Genomic DNA, 16,489 nt, shown 5'->3' with positions numbered 1-16,489 from the left:
CCGTCGGCGTGACTGCGGGGTCGACTAGTGGTCGTGGCCCTCGTGGTCGTGACCGTCGTGGTCGCCCTCGTCATCGGTGACGACCGAGTCGGCGACGGGAGCCGTCGCGGCGGCCGTGAAGGCCGACAGGTCGACGGCCTCGCCGTTGCCGTCGACGACCTTCGCCTTGCTGAGGGCGATCGAGAGCGCCTTCGAGCGGGCGACCTCGCCGACCATCTGCGGGATCTGGCCGTTCTGGTCGAGGACCTTGATGAACTCGCCCGGCTCCATGTTGTACTGCGCCGCGCCCTGGATGAGGTACTGGGTGAGCTCCTGCTGGCTGACCTTGACCTCCTCCTTCTCGGCGAGAGCGTCGAGGAAGATCTGGCTCGTGAACGTCTTCTGCGTCGACTCAGTGACCTCGGCGCGGTGCACGTCATCCTCGAGGCGGTTCTCGTTCTCGAGGTGGCGGTGCACCTCGGTCTCGACGAGCGCCTCGGGCACGGGGATCTCGACCTGCGAGAGCAGCTTCTCGAGGAGGAGGTCGCGCGCCTGAGCGCCCTGGCCGAAGGCCTTCTGGCGCTTGACCTGCTCGCGGATGTCGTCGGTCAGCTCGCCGATCGTGTCGAACTGGCTCGCGATCTGCGCGAAGTCGTCGTCGGCCTCGGGGAGCTCGCGCTCCTTGACCGACTGGAGGGTGACCTCGATCTGGGCGGTCTCGCCCTCGTGGTCGCCGCCGAGCAGGACCGACTCGAAGGTCGTGGTCTCGCCCGCGCTGAGCGAGTCGAGCGCCTCGTCGATGCCCTCGATGAGCTCGCCCGAGCCGACCTCGTACGAGATCGAGCTCGCGGAGTCGACGGTCGAGCCGCCGACGGTGGCGACGAGGTCGATCTGGACGAAGTCGCCCGTCTTGGCGGGGCGGTCGACGGTGATGAGCGTTCCGAAGCGGCCGCGCAGGTTCTCGAGCTCCGACTGGACCTCCTCGTCGGAGACCTCGGCCGCGTCGACCGTGATCTCGACGCCCTCGTAGGCCGGGATCTCGAACTCGGGGCGGACATCCACCTCGATCTCGACCTTGAGGTCGCCGGAGAAGTCCTTCTCGCTCGGCCACTCCGTGACGTCGGCCGACGGGCGGCCGAGCGTGCGGAGCTTCTGCTCCTGCACGGCGTCGCGGAAGAACTTGTCGAGCCCCTCGCTCACGGCGTGGTTGATGACCTCGCCGCGGCCGACGCGCTGGTCGATGATGGGCGGCGGCACCTTGCCCTTGCGGAAGCCCGGAATGTTCACCGACTCGGCGATGTGCTTGTACGCGTGATCGATGCTGGGCTTGAGCTCGTCGGGCGTCACCGTGATGGCGATCTTGACGCGAGTGGCGCTGAGCTTCTCAACCGTGGACTGGACCAATTGGGGATTCTCCTGAGGTTTCGGGGCTGATGGGTCTGGTCGGGGCGACAGGATTTGAACCTGCGGCCTCCCGCTCCCAAAGCGGGCGCTCTAGCCAAGCTGAGCTACGCCCCGATGACTGGCGACCATCGACCAGTTGGGCGGAAGACACGAGGTCTCTGCAAAACGGCCTCGGCAAGTCTAGCCGAGCCGCGCGGCACCGCCGCCGAGAGCAGAACGGGATGCGATACGCTGACTCCCGCACGCGGCCGGTTCGGCCTCGTGGGGATGTAGCTCAATGGTAGAGCCTCAGTCTTCCAAACTGATGGTGCGGGTTCGATTCCCGTCATCCCCTCTGTATTGGTCTCTGGCTGCGCCGCCGCTCCTGCGGCGCAGCGCGCTCCGCGCCTCGAGCGTGGTCGAGACGCTTCGCGCCGTCCGCTCTGGACGAGGAGAATCGCGCCTGCTACTACTCCGCGGGCAGCGGCATCGGCATCGGCTCGATGCGGTACTCGATCGGCTCGGGCAGTTCGATGACGCCCTCGACGAGCGAGACCACCGAGTTCCACCAGCCCTCGGCCTGCTGGAAGGCGTAGCCGGGCACGAGCCAGGCATCGCCCTCCGAGTCCCACATGAGCAGGAGCGTCGCCTCGGCCTCGTTCACCGTGACGATCTCGACCTCGGGGGTCGGCTCGGGCAGAGGCTCGGGCTCGACGACGGGCGGCTCGCTCGGGTCGATCGGGGTCGGCGCGACGGGCTCCGGCTCGGTCGGCGCGGGCTCGACCGGGTCGACCGGTGCAGGCTCGGGCGCGGGCTCGCTCGGGACGGGCTCCGCGGGCGGGGCCGAGTCGGTCGGCGCCGGAGCGGGCGCGGTGCCGGGGTCGACGGCCGCGCCGCTCGATCCGGTGGCTCCGTCGCCGTCGGTGCCGGGCATCCGCTGCTCGATGGCGGCATCGCCGGCCATCTCGGCGATGCCGACGCCTCCGCCCTGGAACTCGGGGCCGGCCGCGCCGAACCAGCGGCCGTCGGCGAGCCGGGAGACGGCGTCGCGCTCCGAGACGGTGCCGAACGAACCCTTGCTCACGACGTCGACCGCGTGGCCGTAGGCCCACGCGATCTCGCCGCCGGGGCCCCACGCGACGGCCCAGTCGAGCGCGGTCGCGACGCCGTCGACGACGAGGTTCGCGCTCGCGACGGTCTGCCAGTCGTCGGCGGTGACGCGGATGTCCTCCGCATCGACATCGAGACCGGTCGCGGCCAGGATCGCGGCGGCCTCGCCGCGCGCCTCTTCCTCGCTCGGCATCGCGCCGCCGGTGGGCGGCACGGGCTCGCAGATCTCGGGCGCGATCTCGGGCAGCGGCTCGTCAGCCGGAGCCTCTCCGGCGGTCCCGTCCGCCCCGACGTCGCCCGGGACCGCGCAGCTCGTCCACCCGCTCGCGGCGGGGTCGCTGTACCACCAGCTGGCGGTGCCGGCCCAGGTGATCGTGAGCGCGGGCGCCGAGCCGTCCTCCGGGCCGACGATGTACGAGGGGTAGCTCTCGTCGAAGTAGCTCGCACGCACCGCCTCGCCCACGAGGTCGAAGACCTCGGCGAGCCCGTCGAGGGTCGCCTCGGGGGCTCCGGTGCGCTCGAGCGCGAAGACGGCGCCCGAGCCGCCGGAGGTCGCGAGGCCGTCGCCGGCGACGTACTCGTACTGCTTCCAGACGCCGATGCGCAGGTCGCTCGACTCGGCGGCGGCGCCGAACGCCGACTGATCGGCTGCGCCATCGGCCGCGGTGAAGAGCGGCGCGCGCGGGGCGAACGGCTGGGTGATGACGAGGGACGCCGCGGTGACGGCGGCGATGGCGAGCACGGAGCCACCGGCCGTGCGCGCGACGCGGCCGTGGTTGACGAGGCGCGGGGCGCGACGGCCCGGGGCTTGCGTGACGATGTCGGAGGACAGGACCGGGGCGGCGCCCTGGTCGATCGCCCGGCGGAGGCGGGCTGCTGCATCGTCGTGCTGTTCGCTGCTCATACCCGGTATATGTCGAAGAGCGGTCGGATCTTTCGCGGGCGTCGCGGATGGGGCCGCGCGATCGGGGGGTCAGTCTCGGGGCGCGGCGGGGGCATCCCCCGCATCGCGCGCCTGGGCGCGCTCGAGCGCCTCGGCGAGGGCCTTCTTCGCGCGGTGCAGCCGGACGCTCACGGCGTTGGGGGTGATCGCGAGCGCGACGGCGATGGCGCTCACCGGGATGTCCTCGAGCACGGCGAGGGCGAGCACTTCGCGGTCGCGGGGGCGCAGCTCCTCCCAGGCGCGGGCGAGAGCCAGGTCGCCGAGCACGATGTCCTCCGTGCTGGGCGCGGAGTCGGGGGCGGCGAGGATCGCGAGGGCGCTCGTGCGGGCGGCGTGACGGCGCCGGTGATTGGCGACGAGGTAGGACGCGATGCGGTAGAGCCACGGGAGCTCCTCGCCCTCCGTGACCGACTCGCGTTTGCGCCAGGCGACCGCGAACACGTCGGCCGCGAGGTCGTCGACGGCGTCGCGCTCGACGCGGCGGGCGAGGTACGCGCTCACGGCGGGGAGGTGCCGGGCGTAGACGGCCGCGAACTCGTCGGGCGTCACGGGCGGCATGGCGACAGTTTGCCCTCGTCGCGGCTCGTCCCTAGCGCACCGGGCGGCGCGTGTTCGCACATCCCGTTCGAGGGTCCCCCCTCGTCGCGCCCCGGCCGATAGGTTGTGCCGCATGAGCGTCGTGCCGCCCCTCAGTCCGCCCGCCGACCCCGCGAGCCCGGGTCGCTCGACCGCCGCCGACGTGGCCCTCGCCGGCCCCGTGACCTTCCCGCGCTCACCGGTCGAGCTGCGGTCGACGACGACGTGCCCGGCGTGCCTCGCTCCCCTGCGTGACGCGCGCTGCGCCCGCTGCGGCCTCGACCTCACGCAGCCCTCCGCGATCGAGCTCGCGCGCGTCTCGCAGCAGGCCGCCGACCTCCTGGATGCCCGGGTCGCCCTCATCGGCCGCATCCGTCGCGAGGGCGCCGCCGCGGTCGCCGTGCCTGGCGCGTCGGCGAGCGCCGCACCCGCCTCGCCCGCTCCCGCGGAGTCCGCCGTCGCGCCGCCCCCCTCACTCGCGCTTCCGGGGATGCCGGCGCCGACCTCTCCGCGATCGGGGAGATCGAGCATTCAGATCGCGCTCATCATCATCGGCATCAGCCTGCTGTCGGTCTTCGCGATCTTCGGGCTCGTCTACGCCTTCCTCACCTACGGCCAGACGGTGCGGATGCTCATCGTCGCGGCCGGGACCCTCGCGACCCTCGCGGCCGCGGCCGCCCTCTCGCGGCGGGGGCTGAGCGCGACGGCCGAGGGCATCGCCGCCCTCGGCACCATCGTGCTCGTGCTCGACGCGTGGGCCCTGCGAGAGAACGACCCGCGCGGTCTCGGCACGCAGCCCGAGCTCGCCTACTGGGGCGCCGCCCTCATCGTCGTCGGCCTCATCTGCGTCCTGTGGTCGCGGCTCGGGCGGCTGCACGCTCCCGCACTCGGTGCCGCACTGCTCGTGCCGCTCGGCGCGGCCATGCTCGCGACCCACCTCGCCGAGCTCCTCGACGCGCAGTGGGGGTCGACGATCCTCGCCGGGGCGAGCACCGCGGTCGGCGGCATCGTCGGAGCGGCGGCCGCGCTCGCCCACCCGGTGCTGACGAGCCGCGAGACGCCCGGCATCGCCCGCGGCGCGCGGCTCATCGCCGTGCTGACGGCGATCGGCCTCGGCACGGTCGCGGCGAGCGCGATCACTCTCGGGCTCGACGATGCGACCGCGACGCTCGTGCTGAGCATCGCACTCGCCCTGGTCGCCCTGGCCCACGCGGCACTGGTCGCCCGGGTCGCCGACGCCGGGCACTCGATCGAGCGGTGGCTCGCCGCCGCCACGGGCGCGCTCGCGGTCCTCGCCGCGGTTGCGGGGTCGGCGATCGGCGCCGCCCGACTGCCGGCGGGTGATACGGCCGTGTGGCTTCCGCTCCTGGTCGCGACCGGCATCGCCGTCGTCCTCGAGCTCGGTGTCGCGCGACGAGAGCCCTCCCCGAGAGCCGTCGCGCTGCGCACCGCTCTGATCACGGCCGCCGCGCTCGCCGCGGCGGCCGCGGGAATCGCGGCGATCGTCGGTCTCGGCGCCGCGGCGGAGGCGGCGCTCGCCGCGACGTCGCCGCTCGGCACGCTGACCACGAGCACGATCGTCGACCCCGAGCCGGTCATTCCGGCCGCGCTCGCGGGCCTGCTCCTGGCGCTCGGCTTCGTCGCGGCGGGCTGGGCGGCGCTCGGTGTCCTCCGCGCGCGGGCACGCGCGCTGACGGCCGTCGGCGGCGTCCTTGCCGTCGCCGCCGTGCCGCTGCTGGGGACGTGGATCGCGATCATCGTCGTGCTCTCCGTTCTCGCGATCGGCGCGAGCCTGCTCCTCCACGCCTCGGGACGCTTCGACTCTCACGACGATCGCCGCGCTGTGCAGGCCCTCCTGGCACCGCTCGCCGTGGGCTCCGCCGTTCTCGTGCTGCTGATCGCGCCCGCCGTGACCGGCGGATGGATCATCGGCACGGCGGTCGCGGTCACCGCCGTCGCCATCTGCCGGTCGCTCCCGGCTCATCCGATCGTCACCGCGATCGCCGTCGCGACCGCCTCGGCGATCGTCATCCTCGCGAGCATCCCCCTCGCCGACGACGTCGCACGAGCGGGGCTCCTCGACGGCACGATCGGCGGCGATGGTTCGTCGCCGACGATCGCGCCCTCCACCCTCGCTCTCGCCCTGTCGGGCGTCGTCCTCCTGGCCGCCCAGCTCGGTCGGGTGCAGCGGACTGAGCGTCGGGCGGCCTCCGCGGTCGCCGTGCTGCTGGGCGCGCTCGCCGCGCTCGACCTGCGCGCCCCTGCCCTCGGTGCGGCGCTCGCGGCCGCCATCGGCCTGGGTGCTCTCGTGATCGTCCTCATCCGATCGCGGCGCGGCGCGCATCACTCGGCGGTCTCTCCTGACGAGCGGCGCCTGGACGGGCTCATCGCCGCGGGGCTGCTCCCCGGCCTCGCGGTCGTCCTCGCCGGCGCGACGCTGCTCGACGCGACCCCGGGCTCGGTGCCGTCCGACGTGAGCGGAGCTGTGGCGCTGCTCGCGCTCATCGTCGTCGCGACGACGAGCCTCGCCGCGCACGCGCTCCGGGCGCCCGACTCCCGGCGTCGAGCAGTGACGGACTCCGTCACCGCGGCTCTCGGGGCGCTCGTCGTGCTCGGCTCGGCCACGAGCGGGTCGACGGCAGCGCTCGACGGTGGCGACGGGGCGCTCCTGCTGCTGGCGGGCGCGATACTCCTCCTGCTGCTGGCGATCGACCGGGATGGGCTCGTCGGGTCGCACTCGCGCCGCCGCCACCTGGGCTGGGGCGCCCTGGCGCTCGGCTCGCTCGCGCTCTGGACCCAGCTGACGACCACTGGGGAGAACGCACCGGAGCCGTTCGTCCTCCCCGTCGCCGGCATCGTGCTCCTGGTCGCGGCGCGCCTCGCCGTCGTCCGACGCGACGACGAGGGGGCGCCGAGCCATGCGGTCGCGCCGCTCATCGCCCTCGCCGCGCTGCTCGCCGGCGCTCCCCTCGCGCTGGCGAGCGCGGAGGGCCCGCTCCTTCGAGCCCTCGCGGTCGGCGTGATCGCGAGCGTCGTCGCCCTCGCCGTCGCGTGGCGCGCCCGTGAGCTCGACGCGCGCATCCCCGGGCTGGCCTCGACCCTCGCGGCGGCCACGCTCGTCGTGCTGGGGGTGCTCACCGTGGTCCAGTCCGTCGACCCGGCCGCTTCGGCCGGCGCCGGCGGCCTTCCGATCGCGGAGCAGATGCGCGGGATCCTCCTCGTGATCGTGCTCGCGGCCGTCGCCGTCGGAGCCTGGCTCGCGCCGGAGGGACGTGAGCGCGACATGGTGTCGGCGGGGTCGGCGGGTCTCGGAGCGCTCGCGGCGGGCATCCTCGGTGCGGGCGGCGCGGCCGACCCCGTGGAGCTCGTGAGCCTCCCGATCGCGCTCGCGCTCCTCGCGATCGGCACGCTTCGCCTCGAGCGGGACGAGCGCGCCCGCAGCGCCGTGTGGCTCACCCCCGGTCTCATCCTCCTCCTCGTGCCGTCGCTCGTCGCCGTCGATCAGGACCCCGCTCTCTGGCGCGTCGTCGCCCTGGGCGTCGTCGCCACCGCCGTCGCCGTCGGGGGCGCGATCCGCCGCCTGCAGGCGCCCCTGCTCATCGGCGCGATCGTCCTGCTCGTCCACCTGCTCGTGCAGAGCTGGCCGCTGCTGGAGGACATCGGGCGCGCCGTCGAGTGGTGGCTGTGGCTCGGTCTCGCCGGCGTGGTCGTGGTCGCGATCGCCGCTCGCTACGAACGACGTCTTCAGAATGCGCGCGACCTCGTCCGCCGGATCCGCGACCTGCGCTGAGCGCAGCCGAGCATCGGGTCCGCCCTGGGAGCGCGGTGGGAGTCGCCTCCACGCGGCTCGCGATCGGCCTACCGTGGATCACGAGCGCGCGCCACGAGCGCGACTCATCCACGATCGACGACACGAAAGGACCACGCCATGACGGACGTGACCTCCGCCCCCGAAGCGACGACGGACGCCGAGATGGTCTCGGGCGTCGCCCAGTACCTCGAGCCCGTCGTCATCGACCTCAACGCCCTCGCCCTCGAGGGCAAGCAGGCGCACTGGCACGTGCGGGGCCGCAACTTCATCGGCGTCCACGAGCTCCTCGACACGCTCGTCGAGCACGCCCGCGACTACGGCGACACCGCCGCCGAGCGGATCGTCGCCCTCGGCCTCCCGCTCGACGCGCGCACCAAGTCGATCGCCAAGAAGACGACCGTGCCGCCCGTCCGCGCCGGCTTCGCGCAGACCGACGACTTCATCGCCGACGTCATCGCGGGCATCGACGCCGCTCTCGTGAGCCTTCGCGCGGCGATCGAAGGACTCGAGGAGATCGACCCCGTGAGCCAGGACCTCGCGATCGCGATCACCGCCGACCTCGAGAAGGACCGCTGGTTCCTGTTCTCGCACATCGCGGAGGCCTGAGACCGGGCACCTCACCGACCTGCGCGCGCGACGGCCGCGGCCCCCACGGGGTCGCGGCCGTCGTGCGTCTAGGAGCGCGCGAGCTGCGGCAGCGCGGCGTGGGTCACGCGGCCGCCGAGGAGCGTGAGGGCGACGGGCATCGTGCGCAGGGCATCCCCCGATGCCGACAGCGGATCGGTGTCGACGGCGATCAGATCCGCGCGCGCGCCCACCGCGACGAGCGAGCGGGTCGACGCCGCGAGCGCCTCCGCAGGCGTGATCGCCTGCTCGCCGTGGAACGGCTCGCGGCCGTCGCGCGACCGCGTCGTCGCCGCGGCGATCGCGATCCACGGGTCGAGCGGCGCGACGGGGGCGTCGGAGCCCAGCACGATCGTCGCGCCCGCGTCGAGCAGCGACCGCAAGGCGAACGAGCGGCGCGTTCGGCCGGGCCAGAAGCGCTCGGCGACGTCGCGGTCGTCCATCGCGTGCTCGGGCTGGACGCTCGCGATCACGCCGAGGGCGGCGAAGCGAGCGAGGTCCGAGTCGTGCAGCAGCTGGGCGTGCTCGATCCGGCCGCCGCGCCCGAGCTTCTGGAAGACATCGAGAGCGACCTTGTTGGCGCCGTCGCCGATCGCGTGGACGGCGAGCTCGAACCCCGCCTCCGAGGCGCGGGCGAGCAGGGGGTGCAGGTCGCACGGCGGGACGGTGAGGAGCCCGTAGGGGTGCTCGGCCTCCTCCGGGTAGGGGTCGCAGCAGTAGGCGGTGCGCGTGTTGAGCGAGCCGTCGGTGATGACCTTGAGCGGGCCGACCGACACCGTCTCGCTCACGACCGCGCCGGAGCGCAGACCTGCCTCGATCGCGCGGTCGAGGTGCTGGGGGTAGACGCCGAACTCGACGCGCAGGCCGTCGAAGCCCGCGGCGGTGCGACGGCGCCAGTCGTCGACGCTCCAGCGCATCTCGAGATCCACGACGCCGACGACGCCGCGCGCCGCGGCCTCGCGCGCCGCCGCGGCGACCCACTCGTCGAGCACGTCGTCGGGCGCCGCGTCGAGCTGGCGGGTCACGGCGAACGCCGCCTCCTCGCGGAGCAGCCCCGAGGTGCGCGCGCCCTCGAGCTCGGCGGCCGGCAGCCCGGCGCCGAAGCGGTCGAGGGCGGCCGAGTTCAGCCAGGCGCAGTGCACGTCGGCGCTCACGAGGACGACAGGATGATCCGGAGCCGCGGTGTCGAGCAGTGCGGCGCTGGGGGCGTCGGGCCACAGGCCGTCGCGGAAGCCTCCGCCGACGATCGTGTCGCCGGGCGCGGCGTGGGAACGGGCATCCGCCACCCGATCGGCGACCTCGCGCGCGCTCGACGCGCCGGACAGATCGAGCCGGCGGCGGTGCTGCGCCCACTGGGTGAGGTGCACGTGCTCGTCCCACAGGCCCGGCAGCAGGAAGCGGCCCTCGAGGTCGATGACGCCCTCGCCCGCCGCGATCGTGCCGGCGGGGTGGATGCCCGTGATGACGCCGTCGCTGATCGTCACGTCGATCGGCGCGTGGCCTCCGAGCGGGCGAGCGTCACGGATGGCGCGGATCATGGAGTCTCCTCATCTCTCGGGCGAGGCCCGTGCTGGCGTACGGGCCGTCGCCCTCGAGCTCGCCGACGATGCGGTCGACGACCTCGGGGGTCTTGTTCTGGCTGAGCTTCGCGCGCGCGTCGAAGCGGGTCACGCGCAGGCGGATGCCCACCGTGCCCTTCGCGATGCGCGCGCTCTTCTCGAGGTCGAGGTGCAGGCCGCGCGGGGCGTCGACGTGCTGCTCGAAGTGGTCGGTCAGGTGCGTGAGCACGCGCAGGTTCTCGTCGTCGCTCAGGATCTCCGGCGTGCCGTAGAGGTGGGCGGTGACGTGGTTCCAGGTCGGCACGAAGTCGCCCTCGGCGTACCAGGACGACGAGATGTAGCCGTGCGGGCCCTGCACGATGACGAGCACCTCGCGGGTGCCGAGCTCGTGCAACTGCTCGTCGGGCCGGCCGACGTGGCTGACGAGCACGATGTCGTCACCGGTCGAGGCCTCCTCGTCGAGGAGGAACGGGTAGTGCGAGGCGACGAGACCGCGGTCGGGAACGTGCGACACGATCGTCGCCCACGGATTCTCGCGCACGAGTCGACGGACCTCGTCGGGGTCGGTCATGAGGAAGTTCGGGCTGTGGCGCATGACGACCTCAGACCTGGCAGCTCGGGCAGTAGTAGAGCTTCCGGCCGGCGGCGATCTCCATGACGATGTGCGTGCCGCACACGCGGCACGGCAGGCCCTCGCGCTTGTAGACCCAGTGCCGGTCGGCGCGGTTGCGCAGGGCGAGGCGACGGGCCTCCTCATCGAGGCCGTCCATCGTGAGCATCTGGCCGGTGTCGACGCCGACGCCGAGCAGGTAGCGCCAGTCGCGCCAGAGCCCCCGGATGACGTCCTCCGGCAGGTTCGCGCCGAGCGCGTGCGGGTCGAGGCGCGCGCGGAACAGGATCTCGGCGCGGTAGACGTTGCCGATGCCGCTCACGACCGACTGGTCCATGAGCAGCAGCCCGATCGGCACGCGCCGGCGGCGGATGCGCGCGAGCATGCGCTCCTCCCCCGCGTCGGCGTCGTCGATGAGCGGGTCGGGGCCGAGCTTGTCGATGACCTGCTGCACGCCCGCGGCGTCGAGAACCTCGCACGCCGTCGGCCCGCGCAGGTCGGCGACGGCGCGCTCGGTGAGCAGACGCACGCGCACGGCGCCGATGGGCTCAGGCGGGAACCCCTCGAGCGCCGCGTCGTCGAGCGCGCTCTCGCTCTCCTGCTCGGCCATGCGCAGCCGGGTGCGGCGGGGGGCGCCGATCGAGGCGAGCGACTCCTCGTGGGCGCCGACGACGGTGGTCGGGGCGGCTGCGACATCGTCATCGGATGCTCCGCGCATCCCTGTCTGCCCCATGCGGCCGGCGGCCGACGCGACCGCGCCGCTGAAGTCCCACGCGCCGTAGATGCCGAGGTGGACGCGCAGCCACACGGCGTCGTCGAACTCGAGGAACATCTGCTTGCCCACGGCCTTCGCGTCGGTCATCACTCGTCCGTCGATGAGGGAGGCGCCCTCAGCGAAGCGCCCCTGGGGCGACGAGGCGCTGATGCGCTCGCCGACGAAGTGGCGCCCGAACTGGCGGGCGATGCGATGGACGGAGTGACCCTCGGGCACGGTCAGAGAATGCCGTGGCCGGCGATGGCGCCCGTCGACTCGTACTCGGCGAGCTGGGCGATGCGGCGCGCGTGGCGCTCCTCGCCGGGGAACGGGGTGGCGATGAAGACCTCGATGAAGCGCAGGACATCCTCGACCGAGTGCTGGCGGGCGCCGATCGCGATGACGTTCGCGTCGTTGTGCTCGCGAGCGAGCGTCGCGGTCGCCTCGCTCCAGACGAGAGCGGCGCGGACGCCGCGGACCTTGTTCGCCGCGATCTGCTCGCCGTTGCCGGAGCCGCCGAAGACGATGCCGCGCGCCTCGACCCCCTGCTCGAGGTCGCGGGCGACGGCGCGCGCGGCGTTGATGCAGAAGGCCGGGTAGTCGTCGAGCGGGTCGTACTCGACGGGGCCGTGATCGTGGACTTCGTGGCCGAGGCCGGCGACGTGCTCGCGCACCGTGCGGCTGAAGTCGAGACCGGCGTGATCGGTGGCCACGTGGATGCGCATGACCACGATTCTAGGGCCGTGGGAAGCGGGCCGAAGGACCCTGGACGCGCCGCAGGGGCGGTGGGATGCTGAGCCCGAATCCGATCCGGAAGGAGTCATTCCCATGACCCGCACCTACCTCATCACGGGCTCGGCGAGCGGCATCGGCGCCGCGACCGCCGACCTGCTCGCCGCCCAGGGCCACCGCGTCATCGGGGTCGACGTGCACGACGCCGACATCGTCGCCGACCTCACGACGCACGAGGGGCGCGCCGCCCTCGTCGAGCACGCCCGCGACCTCAGCGGGGGCACGATCGACGTCCTGATCGCCAACGCGGGCCTCGCGACCGAGTCGACGGCGACGGTCGCGGTCAACTACTTCGGCGCGCTCGCGACCCTCGACGGGCTGCGTCCGCTGCTCGCCGGCTCCTCCGCCCCGCGCGCCGTCGCGACCGCGTCGATGGCCTCTCTCTTCCCCGTGGACGACGAGCTCGTCGACGCGTGCCTCGCGCACGACGAGCCGGCGGCGCTGCACCGCGCCCAGGAGCTCCTCGACTCGGGCGCCGGCGGCCTCATCTACAGTTCGACCAAGCGCGCGCTCGTGCGCTGGATCCGCCGCAACGCGGCGACGCCCGAGTGGGCCGGGGCGGGCATCCCGCTCAACGCCGTCGCCCCCGGGATCATCCGCACGCCCATGACGGCCGACTACACGGCGACGGAGGAGGCGACGAAGGCCATCCTCGACATGGTGCCCATGCCGCTCAACGGCATCGCCGAGGCGGAGACGGTCGCGCACCTGCTGGCGTACCTGACGAGCGTGGAGAACACCCACCTGTGCGGCCAGGTCGTCTTCGTCGACGGCGGCAGCGACGTCGTCATCCGCGGCGAGTCCACCTGGTAGCGGCTCGCGCATCCGTGACAGCGGGGCCTGGATGCCCGGCGCGGGCCCGGCTCAGGCGATGTAGATCTTCCGCAGGGTCTCGAGCACTTCCCACTCGGTCTCCTCGCCGTCCTCGAGCCGGCCGACCGAGCCGGGGACGAGCTCGGTCTCCGAGCCGTCCTCCCGGCGAAGGATCGCCCGGCCGCGCAGCACGATGAAGACCTCCTCGACCTCGACGTCGGTCACGATGCCGGGGGTGAGCTCCCAGACGCCGACCTCCCAGTCGTCGACCTCGGTGAGGGCGACCGAGCCGACGTGCGGGTCGCCGTCGACGACCTGCTCGGGGTCGACGCGCTCGAGCTCGAGGTCGAGCTCGAGGGCCTGGAGGATCGTGGGCGCGTCGAGCGGAAGAGAGGTCACGAGTCGAACCCTAGACCCACCGCGTCGAGCGTGCGAAGGAACGGATTGCGCCGCCCCTCGCTGTGGTCGGCGCGGTCGAGCGCCCAGCGCACCGACTGCACGGCCGGATAGGTGGCCGGCTCGGGCGGGAACGGCATCGGGATCTGATTCACCATGGCCAGCGAGGTGCGCTCGGTCTCGAGCCCCGCCAGCTGGTCGAGCATGACGTTCGCGGCGAAGCGGGTCGCCGCGACGCCGAGTCCGGTGAAGCCCGCCGAGTAGGCGACGCGACCGTCGTGCGCGGTCGCGTGGAAGGCGCAGAACCGGCTCGAGGTGTCGATGACGCCGGCCCAGCGGTGCGTGAAGCGCACGCCCTCGAGCTGCGGGAAGGTCGTGAAGAAGTGGCTCGCGAGCTTCTCGAAGCTCGCGCGGCGATCGTCGTACTCGGGGCGGATGCGGCCGCCGTAGTGGTAGATCGCGTCGTAGCCGCCCCACAGGATGCGGTTGTCGGCCGAGAGCCGGTAGTAGTGGAACTGGTTGGCGGAGTCGGCGACGCCCTGACGGCCCTCCCACCCGATCGAGGCGAGCTGCGCGGTCGTGAGCGGCTCGGTCATGAGCACGTAGTCGTACACCGGCACGGTGTGCAGACGGTAGCGCTTGAGCAGCGACGGGAAGGCGTTGGTCGCGAGTGCGACGCGATCGGCGCGCACGACGCCGCCGGGCCTCGTCGACAGCTCCACCGCATCCGGCTCGGCGCGCAGCGCGGTCACGGGGCTCGACTCGAAGACCTCGACGCCCGCCTCGAGGCACGCCCGCAGCAGCTCGCGCCCGAGCCTTCCGGGGTGCACGAGGGCGGTGTCGCGCGTCGAGAGCAGGCCGCCCTGGTAGGTGGGCGAGGCGATCGCGGCGCGCATCGCGGTCGCGTCGTGGAAGAGCTCGGCGTCGCCGTCGTGCGCCTCGGCGAGCTCGCGCACCTGGTACGGCTCGGTCGCGACGGCGAATGAGCCGACGCGCTCGAAGTCGCAGCTCCAGTCGCGGTCGCGCACGGTGGCCTCGATGCCGTCGAGGTTCTGCATGCCGAGCCGGTCGAGCGTTGCGAGCTCGTCGGGGAACCGCTGCTCGCCGTTCTTCGCGCCGTGCGTCAGGGTCGCCTCGACGAAGCCGCCGTTGCGGCCGGAGGCGGCCCAGCCGATGCGCCGGCCCTCGAGGAGGATCACCCGCGCGCCGGGGTCGCGCTCCTTCGCCAGTAGCGCCGTCCAGAGCCCGGCGTAGCCTCCGCCGACGACGGCGAGGTCGGCGCGCTCGCGCGTCGTCAGCGCCGGGTGCGGGGTGCGCGCGGGGAGGTCGTCGAGCCAGAAGACGGAGAGGCGGGAGTCGGCGAGCGCCGCCGTGACGAGTCGCTCGTCGGGCCGCTCGCGTTCGAATACCGTGGTCGCCATGGGGCAAGGATGCCACGTCTTGTCCAGTTGGACAATGATGCGATCCGAACGATGAGAGGGATGCCGCGATGGAGCGAGCACTGCAGGTCGCGCTGACGGGCGCTCGCGACGCGAGCACGGCCGATGCCGACTGGGCCCGACTGAGCGAGCGCGTCGAGCGCGAGATGCCCCGCCTCGCGAGCCTCTTCCGCGAGGTGTACGGCGAGAGCGAGCGCACCGACCGCGAGCTCGAGCTGCTCGTCGCGCAGCTCGCGACGAGCTGGCAGGCCCGCCCCGCCGAGCTGCGCGCGCTCGACGCCGCCCGCGAGGCCGACCCGGACTGGTTCACCTCGAACCGGATGCTCGGAGGCGTCATCTACGTCGATCGGTACGCGACCGACCTGCGCGGCGTGAGCGCGCGCATCCCCTACTTCCAGGAGCTCGGGCTGACGTACCTGCACCTCATGCCGCTCTTCCTCGCCCCGGAGGAGAACAGCGACGGCGGCTACGCAGTGTCGAGCTACCGCGAGGTGAGCCCCGCGCTCGGGGACATGGCGCAGCTCACGGCGCTCGCGGCCGAGCTGCGGGAGGCGGGCATCGCGCTCGTCGTCGACTTCATCTTCAACCACACCTCGAACGAGCACGACTGGGCGCAGCGGGCCCTCAACGGCGAGAAGGAGTTCGAGGACTACTACTGGGTCTTCGACGACCGCGAGATGCCCGACGCCTTCGAGCGCACCGTGCGCGAGATCTTCCCCGACGACCACCCCGGCTCGTTCGTGCCGATGCCCGACTCCCCCGACGGCTGGCGAACGGGCCGCTGGATCTGGGCGACCTTCCACACCTTCCAGTGGGATCTCAACTACTCGAACCCCGCCGTCTTCCGCGCCATGGCGGGCGAGATGCTGTTCCTCGCCAACCAGGGCGTCGACATCCTGCGCATGGACGCGGTCGCGTTCATCTGGAAGAAGCTGGGCACGCAGTGCGAGTCGCTTCCCGAGGCGTACCTGCTGATCCAGGCGTTCAACGCCGCGCTGCGCATCGCCGCCCCGGCCGTGCTGTTCAAGTCGGAGGCGATCGTGCACCCCGACGAGGTCATCCAGTACATCTCGCCCGAGGAGTGCCAGCTCAGCTACAACCCGCTGCAGATGGCGCTCATCTGGAACTCGCTCGCGACGCGCGACGGCCGCCTCCTGCAGCAGGCGCTCGAGCGGCGTCACGCGCTGCCCGCGGGCACGGCGTGGGTCAACTACGTGCGCAGCCACGACGACATCGGCTGGACCTTCGCCGACGAGGACGCCGCCGAGCTCGGCATCGACGGGTACGCCCACCGGCGGTTCCTCAACAACTTCTTCGTCGACCGGTTCCCGGGCTCGTTCGCGCGCGGCGTCCCCTTCCAGGACAACCCGAAGACGGGCGACTGCCGCATCTCGGGCACGACGGCGTCCCTGGCCGGGCTCGAAGCGGNGCCGCTGCTGTACCTCGGAGACGAGGTCGGCCAGCTCAACGACTACACCTATATCGCCGACCCCGCCCACCGGGACGACAGCCGCTGGGTCAACCGGCCGCCGTACCCCGCCGATCGGTACGCGCAGCGCCACGATGCGACGACCGCGGCGGGGATGCTCTACGCGCGCCTCACGCGCCTGCTGGCCGTGCGCCGCACGACCCCGGAGTTCTCCGGCGGCACCCTCGTCGCCTTCGACGCGAACAGCCCCCACGTCATCGGGTACCAGCGG

12 protein-coding genes, 2 tRNA genes and 1 pseudogene are annotated in these 16,489 nt (G+C 72.9%); 5 read left to right on the top strand and 10 right to left on the bottom strand.

Translation table 11 applies throughout. From position 1 onward, the window contains the following. Positions 1–24: 24 nt before the first annotated feature. The gene (gene tig / locus ASG83_RS09110; protein ID WP_055860245.1) at positions 25–1,383 is read right to left on the bottom strand and encodes a trigger factor; all 1,359 of its coding nucleotides are present in this window, start codon (positions 1,381–1,383) and stop codon (positions 25–27) included. A 36-nt stretch (positions 1,384–1,419) separates the two neighbouring features. Further along, positions 1,420–1,497 (bottom strand) — tRNA-Pro (locus ASG83_RS09105). A 149-nt stretch (positions 1,498–1,646) separates the two neighbouring features. Here ASG83_RS09105 and ASG83_RS09100 point away from each other — a divergent pair. After that, positions 1,647–1,717 (top strand) — tRNA-Gly (locus ASG83_RS09100). A gap of 114 nt (positions 1,718–1,831) precedes the next feature. Here the strand turns inward: ASG83_RS09100 and ASG83_RS09095 are convergent. Together ASG83_RS09095 and ASG83_RS12815 are read right to left on the bottom strand one after the other, a co-directional pair. Further along, positions 1,832–3,376: a hypothetical protein gene (locus ASG83_RS09095; protein ID WP_055860242.1), complete on the bottom strand. Its 1,545-nt coding sequence runs from the start codon at positions 3,374–3,376 to the stop codon at positions 1,832–1,834. 69 nt (positions 3,377–3,445) lie between these two features. Next, positions 3,446–3,973 carry an RNA polymerase sigma factor gene (locus tag ASG83_RS12815; RefSeq protein ID WP_055860238.1) on the bottom strand — a complete coding sequence of 176 codons (528 nt, stop codon included), beginning with the start codon at positions 3,971–3,973 and terminating at the stop codon, positions 3,446–3,448. 112 nt (positions 3,974–4,085) lie between these two features. Between ASG83_RS12815 and ASG83_RS09085 the strand changes: the two genes are divergently transcribed. Then, positions 4,086–7,781: an SCO7613 C-terminal domain-containing membrane protein gene (locus ASG83_RS09085; RefSeq protein WP_055860235.1), complete on the top strand. Its 3,696-nt coding sequence runs from the start codon at positions 4,086–4,088 to the stop codon at positions 7,779–7,781. Positions 7,782–7,919: 138 nt separating this feature from the next. Next, positions 7,920–8,408, top strand: coding sequence for a Dps family protein (locus ASG83_RS09080; RefSeq protein ID WP_055860232.1), 489 nt, complete (start codon positions 7,920–7,922; stop codon positions 8,406–8,408). Positions 8,409–8,476: 68 nt separating this feature from the next. Here the strand turns inward: ASG83_RS09080 and ASG83_RS09075 are convergent, their stop codons facing one another. From ASG83_RS09075 to ASG83_RS09060, 4 genes are read right to left on the bottom strand one after another with little or no spacing between them, the layout of a single operon-like run. After that, positions 8,477–9,964: an amidohydrolase gene (locus ASG83_RS09075; RefSeq protein ID WP_055860229.1), complete on the bottom strand. Its 1,488-nt coding sequence runs from the start codon at positions 9,962–9,964 to the stop codon at positions 8,477–8,479. Further along, positions 9,945–10,580, bottom strand: a complete 636-nt coding sequence (locus ASG83_RS09070) for an FMN-binding negative transcriptional regulator (RefSeq protein WP_055860226.1) — start codon at positions 10,578–10,580, stop codon at positions 9,945–9,947. Before ASG83_RS09070 ends, ASG83_RS09075 begins: the two co-directional genes overlap by 20 nt. 7 nt (positions 10,581–10,587) lie before the next feature. Next, positions 10,588–11,586, bottom strand: coding sequence for an Fpg/Nei family DNA glycosylase (locus ASG83_RS09065; RefSeq protein WP_055860224.1), 999 nt, complete (start codon positions 11,584–11,586; stop codon positions 10,588–10,590). Between the two features lie 2 nt (positions 11,587–11,588). Continuing rightward, entirely contained in the window at positions 11,589–12,074 is a 486-nt protein-coding gene (locus ASG83_RS09060) for a ribose-5-phosphate isomerase (RefSeq protein ID WP_055860221.1), read from the bottom strand. 103 nt (positions 12,075–12,177) lie between these two features. On the opposite strand from ASG83_RS09060, the gene ASG83_RS09055 reads away from it, so the two are divergent. Then, on the top strand, positions 12,178–12,954 hold the full coding sequence (locus tag ASG83_RS09055) for an SDR family NAD(P)-dependent oxidoreductase (protein ID WP_055860220.1): 777 nt from the start codon (positions 12,178–12,180) through the stop codon (positions 12,952–12,954). Between the two features lie 51 nt (positions 12,955–13,005). On the opposite strand, the gene ASG83_RS09050 is transcribed toward ASG83_RS09055, so the two are convergent. Both ASG83_RS09050 and ASG83_RS09045 read right to left on the bottom strand, forming a co-directional pair. After that, positions 13,006–13,353, bottom strand: coding sequence for a cupin domain-containing protein (locus ASG83_RS09050; protein WP_235460149.1), 348 nt, complete (start codon positions 13,351–13,353; stop codon positions 13,006–13,008). Further along, a complete protein-coding gene (locus tag ASG83_RS09045; protein ID WP_055860218.1) occupies positions 13,350–14,771 on the bottom strand; it encodes an FAD-binding oxidoreductase in 1,422 nt (473 codons plus the stop codon). The genes ASG83_RS09050 and ASG83_RS09045 overlap by 4 nt, the downstream gene beginning before the upstream one ends. 68 nt (positions 14,772–14,839) lie before the next feature. Here ASG83_RS09045 and ASG83_RS09040 point away from each other — a divergent pair. Then, positions 14,840–16,217: pseudogene (locus ASG83_RS09040) on the top strand (alpha-amylase family protein); the annotation flags it as partial. Positions 16,218–16,489: the final 272 nt, after the last annotated feature.

Origin of the sequence: Yonghaparkia sp. Soil809, from assembly GCF_001429705.1 — a bacterium.
In the GTDB taxonomy this organism is placed as follows: domain Bacteria; phylum Actinomycetota; class Actinomycetes; order Actinomycetales; family Microbacteriaceae; genus Microcella.
Note: the sequence above shows the minus strand (reverse complement) of the source record. Positions and strands in the feature narration are given on the sequence as shown.